Source organism: Paenibacillus sp. 481, from assembly GCF_021223605.1.
Lineage (GTDB): Bacteria > Bacillota > Bacilli > Paenibacillales > Paenibacillaceae > Paenibacillus_B.
Map to the genome: position 1 here is coordinate 3,694,837 of NZ_CP075175.1, position 18,683 is coordinate 3,713,519.

Below are 18,683 nucleotides of genomic sequence, written 5' to 3' on the forward strand. Positions count from 1 at the left end.
ATTAAACAATCAGTTGATGATAAATAATAGAAGCTATGTTAATATAAAAAATGTTTAATATCTTAATATTAATTGTATAATTATTCTTTAATAAAGAGAGTGAGGAGTTGTTGCCCAATTTTTGGGGTTGTTACTAGAAATATCGTGCTATCTTTTCAGTAAAACATTTCTTCTTCGCCGTATAATCATCAGTCCTTCACTACAATCCTTTCAAACAGGTACACGCATTTTTTCGGATTAAGGCAAGTACGAATTTAAAATCATCGTAATCGCATCTATTTCAGATTATCCTTTTTAAAATGTAGAAAAGGAGAGGTTCTGTTGAACGATTTATTTGAGAAACAGAAATTGTTTTGGAGTAATAAATTTGATGAGGATGATCGTATAACAAGTCTTCCATATTATCGAACATCACGCAGTTCGAGCAGTCCGAGTCAAGTTCAATCCTTATATTGTCTGTTACCGTCGCACCTATCTCAACGAATATTGACGATAGGAGGGGAATCCCATCAAGGTGTTTTTTTAATCCTGTTAGCTGGAATTAAGATTATGTTGCATAAATATACGGGGAAAGAACACATCATCCTAGGCATTCCGACGATACGCTCAGCAAGTGAACCTCTATTTACAGACCAGCTTACTTTATTGAAAAGTCATGTCACTCATCAGCATTCGTTTAAAAGTTTACTCCATCAAATGAGACTATCGGTCAGTCAATCTGTGAAAAATCAGGACGTCCCATTTTGGCATTACTCAGACAAGCTACATGTGCCTTCCAATATTAGTGGGAAACCCATTATTCATACCATTGTTTCTTTACAGGAGCTTCATGAATATGATTGCAATAGCTATGCGGCTTGGGATATTATGTTCCGATTTAATTTAGCTGACGATGGCCTTCATTTGCGAGTGTTATATAACGATAACTTATATGATGAGGCCTATATAGGACAGTTTATTGAGCACCTTCATTATGTATTATCTATAATTTTGTTCCAATCAAACCTTGAATTAGGAAAAGTAGAACTTGTACCAGAAGAAGAAAAGGCACACATACTGCATGACTTTAACGACACAGCGAGCTCTTTTCCGCAAGACAAGACCGTTCACCAACTGTTTGAAGAACAGGTCTCCCACACGCCAAATCATATCGCTATTGTATTCGAAGATGAGCAAATAACGTATCAGGAATTAAATGAACGAGCAAATCAGCTGGCGCGAATGTTACAAGCTGAAGGCGTGCAAGCAGACCAACTCGTTGGGCTGATGACAGAGCGATCATTAGACATGATCGTGGGTATGTTAGCGATTTTGAAAGCGGGTGGTGCTTACGTACCGATTGATCCGGAGTTCCCTGAAGCGCGTGTCCGACACATATTTGCAGATTCGGGAATAAAGCTACTTCTTACGCAGCAGCGTATGCAGGATCGAGTGGCTGCTCATTTTTCAGGTAAGGTCGTGCTACTGGAGAAGGATCATTCTCGCAACATGGACCGTTCAAACCTAGAATCGATTACTGGTCCGAATCACTTAATCTACGTTCTATACACTTCAGGTACAACAGGACATCCAAAAGGGGTCATGGTTGAACACCAAAGCGTTGTAAATACTGTGAGCTGGTACTATAGGCAATATGTGTTATCGATAACACAACACGTGCTGTTGACGGCGGAATACACGTTTGATCCAAGTGTTGAGCAAATATTCGGTACGCTGTTGCATGGCGCCACGTTGCATGGTATCAAAAAAGATAAGCTGTTACAACCATCCTATGTGGCGGAATATTTGCGCAAATATGACATTAACGTAATTGATACTTCTCCGATATTAATGCAACAATTGCTAGTCGATCGCGAGCGGATCGATTGCTTGCAAATTGTTATTTGCGGGGGCGAGCGGCTTGAAGACCGGCTGAAGGATAGGATCCTGCAGCAAGGATACACCTTGTACAATCATTATGGCCCGACAGAGACCACAATAGATGCACTTGTTAGCCGCTGTGAAGCAGAGGTGAGGGTGTCACTAGGGAAACCGATTCCGAATACGCACGTGTATATTTTGGACGAGCAGCGCCAATTGCAGCCGATTGGTGTGATCGGCGAACTGTATATTGCAGGTAAGGGTGTGGCGAGAGGATATGTGAATCGTCCGGACCTGACCGCGGAAAAGTTCGTAGACAACCCGTTTGTGCCTGATCAACGAATGTATCGTACGGGCGATTTGGCACGCTGGTTGCCGGATGGGAACGTGGAGTTTATCGGGAGAGCTGACGATCAAGTGAAAATTCGTGGCTATCGGATCGAACTTGGTGAAGTTGAATCCCAGTTGGTAAACGTCGAGTCGGTGAAGGACGCCGTTGTGATCGTGAGAGCAGATGAAGCCGGACAACAACAGTTGTGTGCCTACTTTGTGGCTAAGCGTGAGTTGACCATTAGGGAGGTAAGAAGCAAACTGTCCCGAACGTTACCGGCATATATGGTGCCGTCATATTTTGTGCAACTAGATAAGATGCCGCTGACTTCGAATGGCAAGCTAGATCGTAAAGCATTGCCAACCCCAGAGAATGGCATGCAGACAGGCATGGAGTATGTCGCGCCACGTACAGAGGTGGAGCAAGTACTCGTGAGCATTTGGCAGGATGTGTTGGGCGCATCGACGATAAGTGTCCATGATAGCTTTTTTGATCTTGGCGGGGATTCGATTAAATCGATTCAAGTAGCGTCAAGGCTGTTCCATGCAGGATACAAGCTGGAAATAAAAGAGTTGTTTCAGCGTCCTATTCTGTCTGATTTAAGTAAATACGTGCAGCCGCTTGGTCGTATTGCGGAGCAAGGGGAAATCACAGGAGCTGTGAAGCTTACTCCGATTATGCGCTGGTTCTATGAGCAGCAAATGACAGATGCTCATCACTATAACGAATCGGTGCTTTTTTACCGGGAGAGTGGGTTCGATGAAGCGGTAATACGGAACGTTTTTACGGAGATTGTCGAGCAGCATGATGCGCTGCGAATGGTGTTCCAGGAGACGGAAAGCGGAGTAGTGGCTTGGAATCGTGGGATCGACGAAAGTGAGCTGTATAGCTTGGAAGTCGTTGACCTCAAAGATGAAGCGAACGTGGCTGGCGCGATTGAAGCGAAGGCTACGGCCATTCAGGCGAGTATCAATTTAAGAGATGGTCCGTTAATGAAACTCGGATTATTTCGTTGTGCCGATGGTGATCATTTGCTGATTGTGATTCATCACTTGGTCATTGATGATGTATCTTGGCGTATCTTGTTTGAAGATATTGCGCTGGGCTTCAAGCAAGCGGATCAGGGCGAGAGCATTCAGCTTCCGCAAAAAACGGATTCCTTCCAGTTGTGGGCTGAAAAACTGGAAAAATATGCGCAGGGCGAAGAGATGGAGCGCGAGCAGGAGTACTGGGACAAAATTGAAATGGAAACGTTTACGAGACTGCCAAAAGATGATGTGGTAGATCAGTCACTGTTAAGCGACAGCGGATGTGTAACCGTGAAATGGACGATGCGGGAGACGGAGCAACTGTTGAACCAAACGAAGCGGGCTTACAACACGGAAGTGAACGATTTGTTGCTTACCGCGTTAGGAACAGCAGTTCATAAGTGGACCGGAACTGAGCGTGTGCTAGTGAATTTGGAAGGTCACGGTCGAGAGTCCATTCTCACAGACATCGATATTTCACGGACGATTGGCTGGTTCGCAAGTCAATTCCCTGTTGCGCTGGAAATGAAATCAGGTCAAGACGTATCGAGACGCATCAAGGAAGTGAAAGAAGGACTACGCCAAATTCCACAAAAGGGAATTGGATATGGAATATGGCGATATATGTCTGAATCTAACGACCGGATCGATGAACAACGTAAACGTACGTTTAACGCATTACCGGAGATTACCTATAACTATCTAGGGCATTTCGATCAAGGCATACAGGACTTGAAAAGCACAGCTATTCAATTTTCTCCGTACTCAAGTGGTGTAAATATGAGTGAGCATATGGTTCGTAATCATGCGCTGGTTATTAATGGGGAAATTATAGATGACGTGTTATCATTGTCCATCAGTTACAGCGCTAAAGAGTATCGCAAGGAAAGCATCGAACAATTTGCAGAGTTATTTAGAGAAAGTTTACGGATAATCATTCAGCATTGTGTAAACAAAGAGCGGGTAGAGTTGACACCCAGCGATGTCTCGCTTAAAGGAATCACATTAGATGACCTAGATGAACTTGTCGAGCAAACTAAGCATGTAGGTGTGATGGAAGATGTGTATCCACTAACACCGATGCAAGTAGGCATGTTATTTCACAACTTGAAAGATTCGAATTCTGGCGCCTACAATGAACAAACGATTTTTGATTTAAAAGGAAGCTTTAACCTAGAAATATTTAAACAGAGCTTGGAGCTGCTGACATATCGACACCAGATTTTCAGAACGAATTTCTACAGTGACTGGAAGGGACAACCTTTACAAGTTGTATACCGGAATAGAAAGATTAAATGGCATTTAGAAGATTTGCGTCATTTGAATGAGCATGAATGTCAATTGTATGTGGAGTCATTTACGCAACAGGACGAAGCTAGAAGGTACGACCTTGCGAAAGATGAACTGATTCGAATATCGATTTTGCGCACGGGAGAAGAGGTTTATCGCTTTATCTGGAGCTTCCATCATATTTTGATGGATGGTTGGTGCATGGAAATTGTTTCACAAGAAGCGTTTGGCAGTTACTTTCAATTGTTGGACCAACGGCCGCCAGAGTTACCTCCAGTAGCTCCTTATAGCCGTTATATCGAATGGTTGGCACGTCAGGATCAAGCAGCAGCGGCCAATTACTGGCGGCAATACTTAGACAGCTACGAACACCGAACGACGTTACCGAAGCTAAAGCAGCAAGAAAATGAAAAAATGAAAGAGAACAGTTGCCAAATTGAGCAATTGAATCATGCATTAGGAAGAACGATGACTGAGCAAATGAATCGTGTGGCCAAGCAGTATAAAGTCACCATTAATACACTGCTACAAACGGTATGGGGAATTGTTCTACAGAAATATAACGGTCATAGTGATGTGGTATTTGGCAGTGTTGTGTCCGGGAGGCCGTCAGAAATCCCAGATGTAGAAAGCATAATTGGCTTGTTTATTAATACAATTCCAGTTCGTATTCATAGTGAGGCCATGGATACTTTTGCGGATGTGATGGTGAGAACACAACATCAAGCGATAGCCTCAAGCAGCTATGCTAATTATCCGCTTTATGAGATCCAGACACTGACGCATCATAAGCACGAGTTAATCGATCATCTTATTGTGTTTCAGAACACCCCGATTGGGAATCAGATCGAGCAGTTAAGTAACGATGTTCTGGCCAGCTTTACCATTGAGGGTGTGGATACGGTTGATCAAACAAACTATGATTTGAACGTGATCATTGTCCCAGGCGATGATATTCACATATGCTACAGCTATAACACCCATGTGTTCGCTCGAGAGAGTATGGAACGGCTTCAAAGACATGTGCTGCAAATCATTGAGCAGGTCGTGAGTGATCCGCATGTTCGTATAAGTGATCTTGATATCATTTCAGCAGCAGAAAAAGCGGAAATCATCGATGTGTTTAATGGAACGACAGCCGACTATGCCCGAGATAAGACCATTCATCAGCTATTTGAAGATCAAGTGGAGCGGACGCCGGATCAAGTGGCTGTGGTGTTTGGTACGGAACAGTTGACGTATCGTGAAATAAATGAGAGGGCAAATCAATTTGCGCGAACATTGCGAAAACGGGGTGTGCAATCTGGCAGTGTCGTCGGTCTGATGGTAGATCGATCACCGAATATGATAGCTGGGGTATTTAGCATATTGAAGTCTGGAGGATGCTTCGTTCCCATTGATCCGCAGTATCCCATTGAACGAATCAAGTACATGATGGAGAACAGCGGCATTGGCATATTACTGACAGAAACGGTTCAAATGCAGCGTATGCAGACACAGTTTCCTGATGTAGAGCTAGTGGATTTACAATATGTGCAACATAAGCTTGAGAACGTGTGCAACGAGGATCGGATTGAAGATGGGGATACAAGAGCCAATATCGCAGTAGCAACAGATCCGCTGTATATCATTTATACATCGGGTACGACCGGTACTCCGAAGGGTGTAGTTCTGGAGCATCGCAACATGGTTAATTTGCTACATTATCAGTATACTTTTACGAATATCACCTATGATAAGCGGGTGCTGCAATATTTCACGAGCAGCTTTGATATGTGCTATCTAGAGTTGTTCTCAACATTAGCAGCTGGTGGATGCTTATTCATCATCGAAGAAGATGTGAAAAAAGATGTCCATCACTTGTTGGCCTTCATAGAGCGCTCGAATATAGATGTCGTGTTGCTGCCTACAGCACTGACCAAGTTTTTATTTTTGGAAGAAGGATTTGTAGAGCAGTTCCCCAGCTCCGTCAAACATATCGTGACAGCAGGAGAACAACTCATTTTGCCGGAAGCGCTCGCAAGCTTTTTGCGTCGGAATCAAGTCTGTCTGCACAATCATTACGGTCCGTCGGAAACTCACGTAGCGACAACGTTGACCATTCACCCAGCAGAAGCGGTGGCAGGTGTACCTACAATTGGAAAGCCAATTTCGAATACCGCCATTTACATTTTATCGGAAGCAGGAATGCTTCAGCCTGTAGGCATTGCCGGTGAATTGTATATTGCAGGGGATTGTGTGGGTAAAGGGTATGTGGGAAGAGAAGATGTGACGAATGAAAAATTTGGAGATGATCCTTTCGGCGTACATGGCAGATGTTATCGCACGGGTGACTTAGCGAAATGGTTGCCGGATGGCACGATTGAGTATTTGGGTCGTATCGATCATCAAGTCAAAATTCGCGGTTATCGGATTGAAGTTGGCGAGATCGAAGCTTGTATGATGAATATGGACACGGTCAAAGAAGCGATCGTGTTGGCACGAGATGATGATAACGGACAGAAGCATTTATGTGCTTACTTTGTGGCTAGTAAGGCTGATCATCTAACCAAGGAGCTGATAGTAAACGAACTGCGAGCAGCGTTATCTACTCAATTGCCAAGTTATATGATACCGTCCTACTATGTAAGACTAGAGAACATGCCTTTCACAAAAAACGGAAAAATTGATTTGAGAGTACTGCAGGCCATGGAATATGTGGTACAAACAAACGCATATTATGAAGCCCCACAAAATGAGATGGAACATGCACTTATTGAATTGTGGCAGAGCCAATTAGGCGTTAACAACATAGGCGTGCATGATGATTTTTTTGAATTGGGTGGTCACTCGCTTAAAGCACTATCGATTATGATTAATATGGAGAAACTGGGCTATGTTGTATCTTTGTCTGACATCTATTTTTACAAGACAATAAGACAGCTTAGTGATTACCTCCAATCCCAATTGGAGCGGAATGATTTAATTCAATCGGTTGATGAGGCTATGGCCGAGTTACATCATATGATCAGGGCTCAATTCGAGTGGAAATCTTATTTTATCTTCGATACTCATTCTACAACTAGAGCACGAAACATCCTTTTTGCAACAGTTCTGCTGAGCCAAGCTCAGATGGAACAGATCAATCAGATTTTTCAAAAGCAAGTCAGTAAAGAACTTCATCCGCATTATGTCGTTTCTCATCACCTGAAGAAAGATTTAGATCGCTATAACGGACCTATAGCAGAACAGCAATTATACGACCTAATTGGTCTTAGAAAAATGAATGAACAAGGGATATCGGAGTTGCTGCTTTCCATTGAAGAAGATTACTTGAAAAAAGACGAGTGGCTTAAGAGAAATAACGTTTCTCACCAATATCCGCTAGGACCTATTCAGAAGTTGCAAATTTCGTTTGAGACACCTGTAAGTATGAGTACATTTGAATTAGATGAAATTATCGATGCTTCTTTACTTGAGCAAGCTTATGCTCAAATTGTTGCGGAACAGGGATTGTTAAGAAGCCTTGCTGTTGATAGAGAGAGTGATGTTTATTGGCAGGAGTATGAGTACAGTTCGTTAACTCCTCTTAACTTGTTAGTGATTGATTTATCTGAATATGCACTAACCGAGGAATTTGAGGCAGCACTCGACCAGAAATTGTCGGAAATCAAATATAACGGAGAGCAGATTTTATACCAAACCATCGTATTTAAGCGCAATTTACGGGAGCATGTTGTCGTTTTTCTGTATCATCATGTTATTTTTGACCGTGCAACAGGTGAAATTGTGGAGCGGCAATTCCTCTCTAACTACCGTTCATTCGTACTCGGGCAACAAGAGCAACAGGAAGTTCTGAGATCGTATGAAGACTATGTTGAGCAGATTTATAAAGGTCCGCAGCATATAACGGAGCAAGAGCTGGTCGATGTATTTGATCTAGAGCAATTTTACAGCAGTAAAATAGCGGCTTTAGAGCTAACGAGCGAACGGAAAAGTGCGCAGTCCTATGAGTTTGGCATTCAGGTTCCGACTTCTAATCGTTCAATGGAATTTGCGTTATCCGTCTATACAAAGGGGATAAGCGAATATTTTGGCCTTGAAAAAGTGCCGCTTCTGTTCGTGTACGAGGGTAGAAATTACGAAGCAGGTTCCTATTACAATACAGTAGGAGAATTTATCGATTTTATTCCGATGTTGCTTCACTCTCATTTGAAGCAGGCAGCGATATCAGATATCGTACGCAATAGACTAGACTATTTGCGAAAATGCAATGTTAACTTTTTGCATTTATTAACGCATAAAGGTTGCCAAAGAGATTGGGGGCGAATCAACGAGTTTGTCCATTTTGGCGAGCAGTTTGAAACAGCCGACATATTTATGTTCAATTTTTTAGGGAATATTGCGGTTGAGAGCGATCAGGATAAATTTGAAGAAGATCAGGTTCAGGTGTTACCTAATCCTTTGCCGATACATTCTTTAATGAATTGTATTACCCACACGTATAAAGAGGGATTGGATTTTCAAATTCGTTGCAGCTATGAGATTAACCCTCATGTCTTAAGATCTATTTTCACTCGGATTGCATGTATTGAGAATGGAACGGAAGGAGCAGATTTACGATGAAGCAGGAGTCCGTGTCTCGCTACAAATTGCCATTGCCGTATTCGTACAAACGTTCATTAAGTATGGACAATGTCCTAGTTTTGGAGTCTGCTGTACTCTCCAATGACGAAGTAAAAAGTGTATATGATTTTACAAATACTCATCAGGTTGATATAACATCGCTAATTCTATCTGTTTGGTCTATCCTACTAGCTAACTATACCAATCAGCTCAGCATCGCTGTAATGATGCACCCGATGATGGAATCACAGCAGCAACAGCCTATCAGCTTAGAGCATTTCCAACCTTATGTAGTGAGTATGAATCAGGAAGACTCATTTATTCAGCTTGTTCAACGTCTAGCAGCGAAAGAGGAACAAGCTGATCATGATCTACAACATATGGAATCGGATGACTATTTCAACATAGGAATCGTTGAGATGGGTCTATCCCCACTTTCAGAGTGCCAAACGATGGGCAAACTCTATAAACCAGAGCTTTGTCTCGGGTATCGTCTAGAAAATAACGAAGGCCAGCTCGTCATCCAATATGACTCACACTTATTTTCGAATGCATATATCAAGAACCTGCTTGGGCATTTAAAAGTGTTGCTGCAGCAATGCTTACAAAAACCTGCTAGCCCTGTTCTGTCACACAACATCCTAACTACAGCGGAGTATGAGCAGACGGTCATACAATGGAATCAAACCACGAAGGCGTTACCGACTACGAAGACTATATATCAGCTGCTCGAAGAGCAAGTGGTACGTAGTCCTCATACGATTGCGCTTGAATTTAGAGAACAAGCATTAACTTATTCACAACTGAACAGCAAGGCGAATCAGATTGGCAGTTACATACGACAGACGTACCAGGCGAAGTTCAAGAGTACGTTACCTCCAGATACGGTAATAGCCGTATTTATGGAACGCAGTGCTGAACTGATTCCGTCTCTCTTCGGAATTATGAAGGCGGGCGGTGCTTTTCTGCCGATAGATACGGCGTATCCTGACGAGAGAATTACATTTATTTTGGAAGATTCAAGAGCTAACGTTATTGTGACGCACACATCGTTACGGGATAAGCTTCAACGGCTTACAGTTGATTTAAGCGATCTGAGCATCATTTGTGTTGATGAGATAAATGGGGATCACGCAAATTTGATTGCGAATCTAGAACCAGTTGCAAGGAGCGGCAATCTAGCCTATGTGATTTACACTTCCGGTTCGACAGGTAAACCGAAAGGGGCTCTGATCGAACATAAAGGGGCTGTAAATCTAGCCTACTGCCTGATTGAGCAATTCCAATTAGCACCATATGTAAGAGTGCTCCAATTTGCTTCTATGAGCTTTGATGCGTCTGTCTTTGAATGGGTAGGCACTTTATCTGTGGGCGGTACGATGGTCGTGCTAGCACAAGATGAATTGCCTCCGCAGGCGGATATTACAGATGTGTTGCATGACCGGAACATTCATTTAACATTGCTTCCACCCTCTGTGATCCGATCGATGAGGAAAAGAGGGCTGCCGCAGTTAAAGACACTCATTTCGGCAGGAGAAGCTCTAACCGAAGATATTGTCCAATATTGGGGAAAGCATCACCAATTGATAAATGTGTATGGACCGACAGAAACGACGGTGATATGTACAGTAAGCTATTGTCGGCCGGACGATCTGATTACGATAGGTAAGCCTATTCACAATACCCAGTTATTTGTACTGAGTCCGCAGCTCAATCCTCTGCCGATAGGTGTTCCTGGAGAGCTGTGGATTGGAGGCGTAGGGTTAGCAAGAGGTTATTTGAATCGTGATGACTTAACCAGTGATAGATTCCAAGTTGTCAATATCCAAGATGTGAATAATTTGCATCCGACTTCGATGCGACTTTATAAGACAGGAGACATCGTAAGGTGGACGCCGAGCGGGGAATTGGAATATATCGGCCGTAACGATCATCAAGTCAAAATACGCGGCTTTCGCATTGAGTTGGGCGAAGTCGAGTACCGGATTGGTCAATTTCCAGGCATAACGCAATGTGTTGTTGAGGTGGTGGAGTACGATTCAAATAAGAGACTGGCCGCCTATTTCTCAGCCGAACAATACGTGCAAGAAAGTGAATTAAGAACTTTCTTAGGAACATTAATCCCTTCCTACATGATCCCGTCTTTCTTCATTTATGTTGATCATATACGACTTAATACGAACGGCAAAGTGGATCGAGCGGCGCTACCTAAACCGGAAGCCACAAGTAAAAATGTGGATTCGAATACACGTCTTATAGTCGAGCCGCGAAATGAAACGGAAGCCTGTTTGCTAAGTATTTGGGGGCATTTATTAAAACGAACAGATATAGGCATTCATGATCATTTCTTTGCGATTGGTGGGGATTCGATCTTAGCCATTCAAATGGTGTCGAAGGCGCGAGAACAAGGCCTAATCCTTACTCCCAAGCTTGTTGCCGAGAATCCGACCGTAGCAGCGATAGCTGCACTCGCTTGTCACCATGTGAACGATAGCGAGTTCCGTTCTTTAAGTATAGAAGGGGAATTCGGCTTATCACCGATTCAACAATGGTTTGTTCAGCAGCAATTTGAAGATCCGCATTGCTTTAATCAATCGCAAATCTTATTGGTGAAGCATTGCGACCCACAACGACTAGTGTCAGCCGTCCAGAAACTGGTGCAACATCATCCAGAGCTTACACTAAGATTCAGTCTGCGAGATGATAACACCTCGGAGCATGGATACCAGCAATATCGAGCCGAAAAGGAGGGATATCAGGATGTCCGCATCCAGTATCATCCTTTACAACAGACAGAAGATCCCGATCAAGAAGTCGTATCGATAAGTAAGCAGTGGCACCATCATCTCAACTTTGAAGCGGGTCAACTTCTACACGTTGGAGTCATCACAGGGCATCCTGATGGAAAGGATCGTCTCGTCATCACGATACATCATCTGGTCATTGATGGAGTATCGTGGAGAATTGTGCTGGAAGACTTGCAGCGATTGTATCAAGGTCAGGAAGCGCATCCGGTGGCAAGCCGATTCAAAGACTGGCATGCTGCACTCCTTGCCTATGCGCAACAGGAATGTACACTTGAACAGTTATCTTATTGGAAAAAGGTTCAAGAACAGTTAAGTGCATTGGTGTTGCCTGTTGATTTTCACGATGTCGACACGATGAGCACCGATTATAGCGAGCTGCTGGTGACGTTGCCGGAAATCGATACAACACGACTCTTAAAGCGGAGTGCGCACGCGTATCGTACGCAAATAAATGACTTATTTATTGCAGCTTGGGCACTAGCGATGTCGGAATGGACGAACAAATCGAGTGTAGCTTTCAAGCTTGAAGGCCATGGCCGCGAGCACTGTGTTGCAGATCTGGATACGACACGAACCGTCGGTTGGTTTACGACGCTGTTTCCCATTTGCATTCACATTCCAGCAAGTCGGAACATCGACGATACGATAAAGTCAGTCAAAGAACAGTTGCGACAACTCCCAGACAATGGCGTTTCCTATGGCGTGTTGAAATATTGTCATCCAAATGAGCGGGTCAGAGACGAATTAAATGCATCGCTACCACAGGCGACATTTAACTATTTGGGGCAATTTACTCATGGTGAGCCGGAAGAAGGTTGGACTTCTTTTTCCCGCGAGACAGCACAGGACTATAGCTCACCCCGGAATCATGGGACGAACTTGCTTGAGCTGAATTGCTCGGTCGTCTATGACCAATTGCACCTATTTTTTAAATATAGCCGCTTGCATTTCAAAGATAGCACGATCGAGAAGTTTGCTGATTTATTAGTGGCTCATTTACATCGTATTATTGATCATTGCAGTCAACAGCAAGCAGAGATGTTCACGCCCAGCGATTTTCCACTCATTGAAGTTGAACAAGAGCAGCTAGAGCCGATCGTAACCAACTATCACCCGCGCTATCATCTGGATAACATTTATCCGTTAAGTCCAGTACAGCTTGGGCTACTATATCATTATCTAGAACATAAAGATTCAGACCAATATTTCGTACAAGTAACGTGGAAATATGAAGGTCAAATTCATGCGGAACGATATAAGCAAGCATGGGACGCGATGATTTCCGAAAATGACTGTTTGCGAACATTTTATGTGTGGGAAAAGTTAGATGCGCCCTATCAGTGTGTAATTAAGCAGTTTGAGCTAGATTGGACCGTAATCGACCTATCTGCATTATCTGCTGAACAACAGGAAGAGCGGCGGGTACAACTGCTCGACCAAGATCGGATGAGACGGTTTGATCTTAGTCAACCTTGTCCATATCGGATTACGCTACTTAAGCATCGTCACGATGAGTGGACGATGATTTGGAGCTACCATCATATTTTATTGGATGGCTGGAGCATGCCATTATTGTTGAATCAAGTTCATGAGCGGTATGACAGTGCATACCATACCACTTCAAGCTTGCTATCTTATGAGAAATACATCAAATGGCTCATAACCAAAGACAAGTCAGAAGCTATATCCTTCTGGACAATGCATCTGAAGGGAATTGGAGAGCCCACTCCGCTCCCCCTGTTGCATAAAGAGATTGATAAGGCCATGTATCAGCCGATTGTAAGACAGGGCTCGGAGACATTGCATGTAAATCAGGACCTGACAGAAAAAATGGATCAATTTGTAAAAAGAACGCATATTACGCTTAACACGCTGGTGCAATTTGCTTGGGGCAAGCTGTTGCAAGTATACGCGGATTCGGATGTGACGACGCTTGGTGTTGTTGTGTCCGGCAGGGGATCGGATCTCCCGTATGCGAATCAAATTGGCGGCTTGTTAATTAACACCTTGCCGTTGGTTATGCGTTGGGACCATCAAATGTCCATTACTGAGCAGCTTCAGCAGCTTCATCGTGACATGCAGGAGCTCAATGATTATTGCTATTTAAGCTTGATTGAACTGAAGCAATTGTGCGAAGTTCAGCAGCACACGTTATTTCATAGTATCGTCGCATTTGAAAATTATTTAAGTGATTACCAGCATATTTGGGATAGCTTTCAAGTCAAAGATATGGAAGAGATAGAGAAGACGAATTATCCGATTACGATTACGATCGTCCATTTGCATGACACGATACATATCAAGTTTATGTATGATCGCGATTATTACGAGGACACAGCCATTCTTCGTCTGCAAAGTCAATTGAAAAATATTATACAGTTTGTCGTTGAACAGCCGGACAGCTTAGTCGGAGATATTAAGCTGTTGTCAGACGAAGAGTATAACAAAGTCATTTATGAGTGGAACGATACATCTACCGACTATCCGAGAGAGAGTACCATTCCACAATTATTTGCGGAGCAGCTTCAGCTCCATGCAGAGCAACCAGCACTGGTTCATTATGAACGTGTGCTTACGTATCAAGACGTTTATGATCAGTCACAATACGTTGCTTGTTGTTTACAGCAGCTCCAGATGAGAAGAGAGACGTGTATAGGTGTCTTTTTACCACGTGCTCCGGAATTTATCATCGCGATACTTGGGATATTACAAGCTGGCGGCGCTTATGTGCCGATTGATCCTGACTACCCAGTGAGTAGAGTGCAAGAAATTGTGAGTGCTGCCAGCATCGAGACGATTATTACGTGTTCGGTTTGGGCTGAGAAGGTTGCGGAAGCGGCATCTGGAGCGCGGTTTGTCTTCATCGATCAACTCGAATTTGAACGAGAGTCAGAGATGGTTGTCGAACATGCCCATCAAGGGTGTGATGATAAAGCTAAATCCAACGCCGACTCTACGCAGCTTGCTTATGTGATGTTCACATCAGGTTCCACGGGGCAGCCGAAAGGAGTCATGATTGAACAGCGAAGCATCGTAAGACTTGTGAAAAATAGCAACACATTTCCGTTTCACTCGACCACGAGAATGTTACTCATTGCTTCACCTGTATTTGATGCGTCTACGTTCGATATTTGGGGAACATTACTCAATGGTCAAACCTTATATATGGTCGATAAAGAAGATGTATTAACCAGCGTAGAGAAATGGATTGAAAAATGGGATATCACAATGATTTCAATTAGCCCGTCCTTTTTTAATGTATTGGTCCAGTATCATGACAGTGTATTCGCTAAATTAAAGGCCGTCTTGTTGGGTGGAGAGGTACTTTCGATTAAGCAAATTAATGAAATAAAGCAAAAATATCCTGAACTAATGCTTATCAACGGATATGGGCCTACTGAAAATACAACATACTCTACTACCTATCCCATTGAGCGGACCTTTAAAACTCGTGTACCTATCGGTAAACCTATTAGCAATTCGACCTGCTATATTTTAGACAGGTATGGATATGTCCAGCCTATTGGGGCGATTGGTGAACTGTACGTAGGAGGAGACGGAGTCGCTAGAGGCTACTTTGGTCAAGAGCAGTTAACGAAGGAGAAGTTTATACCGAATCCTTTTGCTTCTGTTGACGATAAGAACAGGGGAAGAAATGCAGTGCTATATCGTACGGGTGATAGAGCCAGATGGCTGGAGGATGGCCATATCGATTTTGTTGGCAGAGCAGATTTTCAGGTGAAAATTCGTGGCTTCCGTGTGGAATGTGGAGAAATAGAGCAGCATCTTGCGGATCATCCTGACGTACGTGAGTGTATCGTTGTTGTACAGGAGAATGAGTTGAATAAGCAGCTAGTTGCCTATTATACATCTGACAAATGGGTGAGCGGGCACGAGCATAACGTGAGAGATTTCTTGAAAGAACGATTGCCATCGTATATGCTTCCTTCTGCCATCGTTCGACTGGAGCAGTTCGCTTTAAATATTAATGGGAAAATTGATCGAACGCGTTTGCCACAGCCTAAGCCCGAACATAGTTCCTTGGATATTCAGTTGGCACCTAGAAATGAGGATGAACAAACGATTTCCCAAATCTGGTGTAAAGTGCTGAAGCTCAGCAGGATTAGTGTGACAGATCCATTTTTGGAAGTCGGCGGGCATTCGTTACATGCACTCCAAATTGTAAGTCTGATGCAGCGTGAAGGATATGAAGTAACCGTAAGACAAATATTGCTGGAGCAGACGGTTGCCAAATTGGCCCAAGTCATCTCGAGAAGAACAGGAAACGTACAAGTAGAAAAAGAGGCAGTTGAACAAGAGCAGGCACGATATACAGCACTCCCGAACAATGGTTTTCCGCTATCAGCGGTGCAAAGGCGTTTTCTCAAGCGTAAATTAGTTAATCATCATCAATTTAATATTCCGTATATCGCGCTGCTTAAGAAACGTGTCTCACTCGGTTCCATGCAGCAAGCGTTGAGCGAGGTCATTCAGAAGCACGATACCTTGCGATTAACATTCAAACAGCTTGATGATGGAACATGGTATCAATTGGAGCAGGAATTGAATAGCGATACTCTATGCACGTTGGTTTGTCTAGAAGACGAGTCCATGTCTCATGATAGCTATATCACACAGTACTGCACGCAATTACAAGATCAGTTTGATATTAAAAGTGGACTATTGTTCAAAGCGGTGTTGTTTGATCGCTATCAGCATCAGGATCAGCAGGTGCTACTGTTACTGTTCCATCATATTATTTTTGATGGTATCTCCTTGCAAATATTTTTGGAGGACTTGAAGCATGCATTGGGAGACCACATGCTACCTAGCAACGGAAGTGATGCCATCGAGCAGTCAGCAAGCAGCTATCGCGAATGGTGCGAGAACCTGCTTCATTATGCGCAAACTGCTAATTTTGAGCAACCAACCGCATATTGGAAAGCCGTGTTGGAAGCGGGGCGCTCCTTGCAAGTTGATATGGAGAACCAAGCCATACCTACTCATCGAACGATGAATACGTTATCTCAGGCGGTCTTAACGAATGCCGATGATATCAGGCTACTTAAACAGTACACCTTACAACATCAAACAACGCATCTGGGTGTCTTACTTACCGCTCTTATGTGCGCCTGCTACGATCTTAAAAAACAGACCGATATTCTTCTTCATCTTATGTCGTATCAGCGCGAGTCATTTGTGCCCAGTACAGAAATTTTCCGTACGATCGGATTTTTTGCTGGAGCCTACCCTATTCGGATTCAAGCTAATGAGAAGCATATACAGCTAAGAGAAGATACGGAACTGGTGGGAGCAATGAAGCAAACATTAGAACATGTTCCAGCAGAAGGCTTGGACTATTTCGTTCTCAAGCATGTGCTGCCAGATATTCAGACAGACGCTTTACAGCTCCCAGACTCAACTCATATGTTGTTTCATTACATGTCACAAGAAACAGACGCTCCGAGTAATGATTTTTATGAACAACTGAGCATCCCTTTTGGTCATACGAATTCGCCGGATAATCCGTCTGCTTACTTGTTAAATATGACCGTCACGCAGCATCATAATCGCTTGCATATAACCTGCTATTACAGCACGCTGCATTTTGAACAACAAACGATACAAACTTTGTTGCATTTATTTACGGAGCATTTGAACCGAATGATTATGACTACTGTGCATTCAGAATTAACCGCGATAGGCGAAGGGAGACAATAAATATGAAAATTTATGAATTTTGTCCATTTTTCAATGAGAATCGAGTCGCTGAAATTAAAATAAAAGAAAATGCCTCTTGGGTTGATGAGCTACATGTCGTTGAGGCAAACAAAACGTTCAGTAATGTAGACAAGCCATTCAATTTTAAGGAGTCAAACGTTTCAGATAAAGTAAAATACCATCAGTTGGATGCGGAGCAGGTGTTTCGTACTCCGACCCGACATCAGTTGTATTTTAATCGAAGCACGTGTCAGGCTGCCCAATTTGACCGTTGGTATTGGAGACTACTTAGCTATAACAGTGCATTTTATAATGAAGCCTATCAACGCAATCTGTCCTCTGTATATTTGCGTGACCAGGTAGAGGACAACGATATCGTTATACTAGGGGATTTCGATGAGATTATTGATAGCAGGTGGGCTGATCGGATTGTAGCTGAAGTAAAGAGACGTCAGATCATTACTGTCAAGTTGCACTATTCTGTGTTCTTTTTAAATTTATTTAGTGCGTCGAATCATGGGTCCCCACATTGGAGTTATCGGGTAAACATTATGACAGGTCGTTTCTTTAAGAGTATGCCATTTACATCTGATTATTTACGTAAAAAAGGAATTGCTGAATCGTTAACTCACGATATTTACTGCCTTGAGGAACCGGTTGGATTTCATCATTCATGGCTTGAATATCAAAAAACGGCCGTCGATAAATTGAAGGCGTTTGAGGCTAATTTGAAAAACAAGGTTGAAAGCCAAGAGGACTATATAAACCAATGTATTAATCATAAGAAGTTGTATTATTTGGATAGTGAGCTTTACGTGGATAACGAAAAAAGCTTTTTAGGTGCCATTAAACAAGTCGATACAACAGGGCTGTGGTATAACGGATAAACTTAATGCGGAAAGAGCCATAAGTCAAAAACTTATGGCTCTTTCTTTTGTATGAATATTTACTTAACGGCCATTACTTTAATAGTAATAGCTGGTTCTTTAGACTTAATTGCCGGTGGGATAACGACCAGATCAGGTGTTAGAAGTAACCAGA

Annotated in this window: 3 protein-coding genes; all 3 read left to right on the forward strand. The window is 43.0% G+C overall.

Annotated elements, in window-relative coordinates; translation table 11 throughout:
• Positions 1–321 precede the first annotated feature (321 nt).
• From KIK04_RS16335 to KIK04_RS16345, 3 genes are read left to right on the forward strand one after another with little or no spacing between them, the layout of a single operon-like run.
• Positions 322–9,114, forward strand: coding sequence for a non-ribosomal peptide synthetase (locus tag KIK04_RS16335; RefSeq protein ID WP_269670953.1), 8,793 nt, complete (start codon positions 322–324; stop codon positions 9,112–9,114).
• Positions 9,111–17,642, forward strand: a complete 8,532-nt coding sequence (locus tag KIK04_RS16340; protein WP_232274679.1) for a non-ribosomal peptide synthetase — start codon at positions 9,111–9,113, stop codon at positions 17,640–17,642. Before KIK04_RS16335 ends, KIK04_RS16340 begins: the two co-directional genes overlap by 4 nt.
• Positions 17,643–17,644: 2 nt before the next feature.
• Positions 17,645–18,529, forward strand: a complete 885-nt coding sequence (locus KIK04_RS16345) for a glycosyltransferase family 17 protein (RefSeq protein ID WP_232274680.1) — start codon at positions 17,645–17,647, stop codon at positions 18,527–18,529.
• Positions 18,530–18,683 lie beyond the last annotated feature (154 nt).

What these genes read in the sequence shown, in the direction of transcription:
- KIK04_RS16340 (WP_232274679.1), top strand. Translation starts at nt 9,111, where the DNA reads ATGAAGCAGGAGTCCGTGTCTCGCTACAAATTGCCATTGCCGTATTCG.
- KIK04_RS16345 (WP_232274680.1), top strand. Translation starts at nt 17,645, where the DNA reads ATGAAAATTTATGAATTTTGTCCATTTTTCAATGAGAATCGAGTCGCT.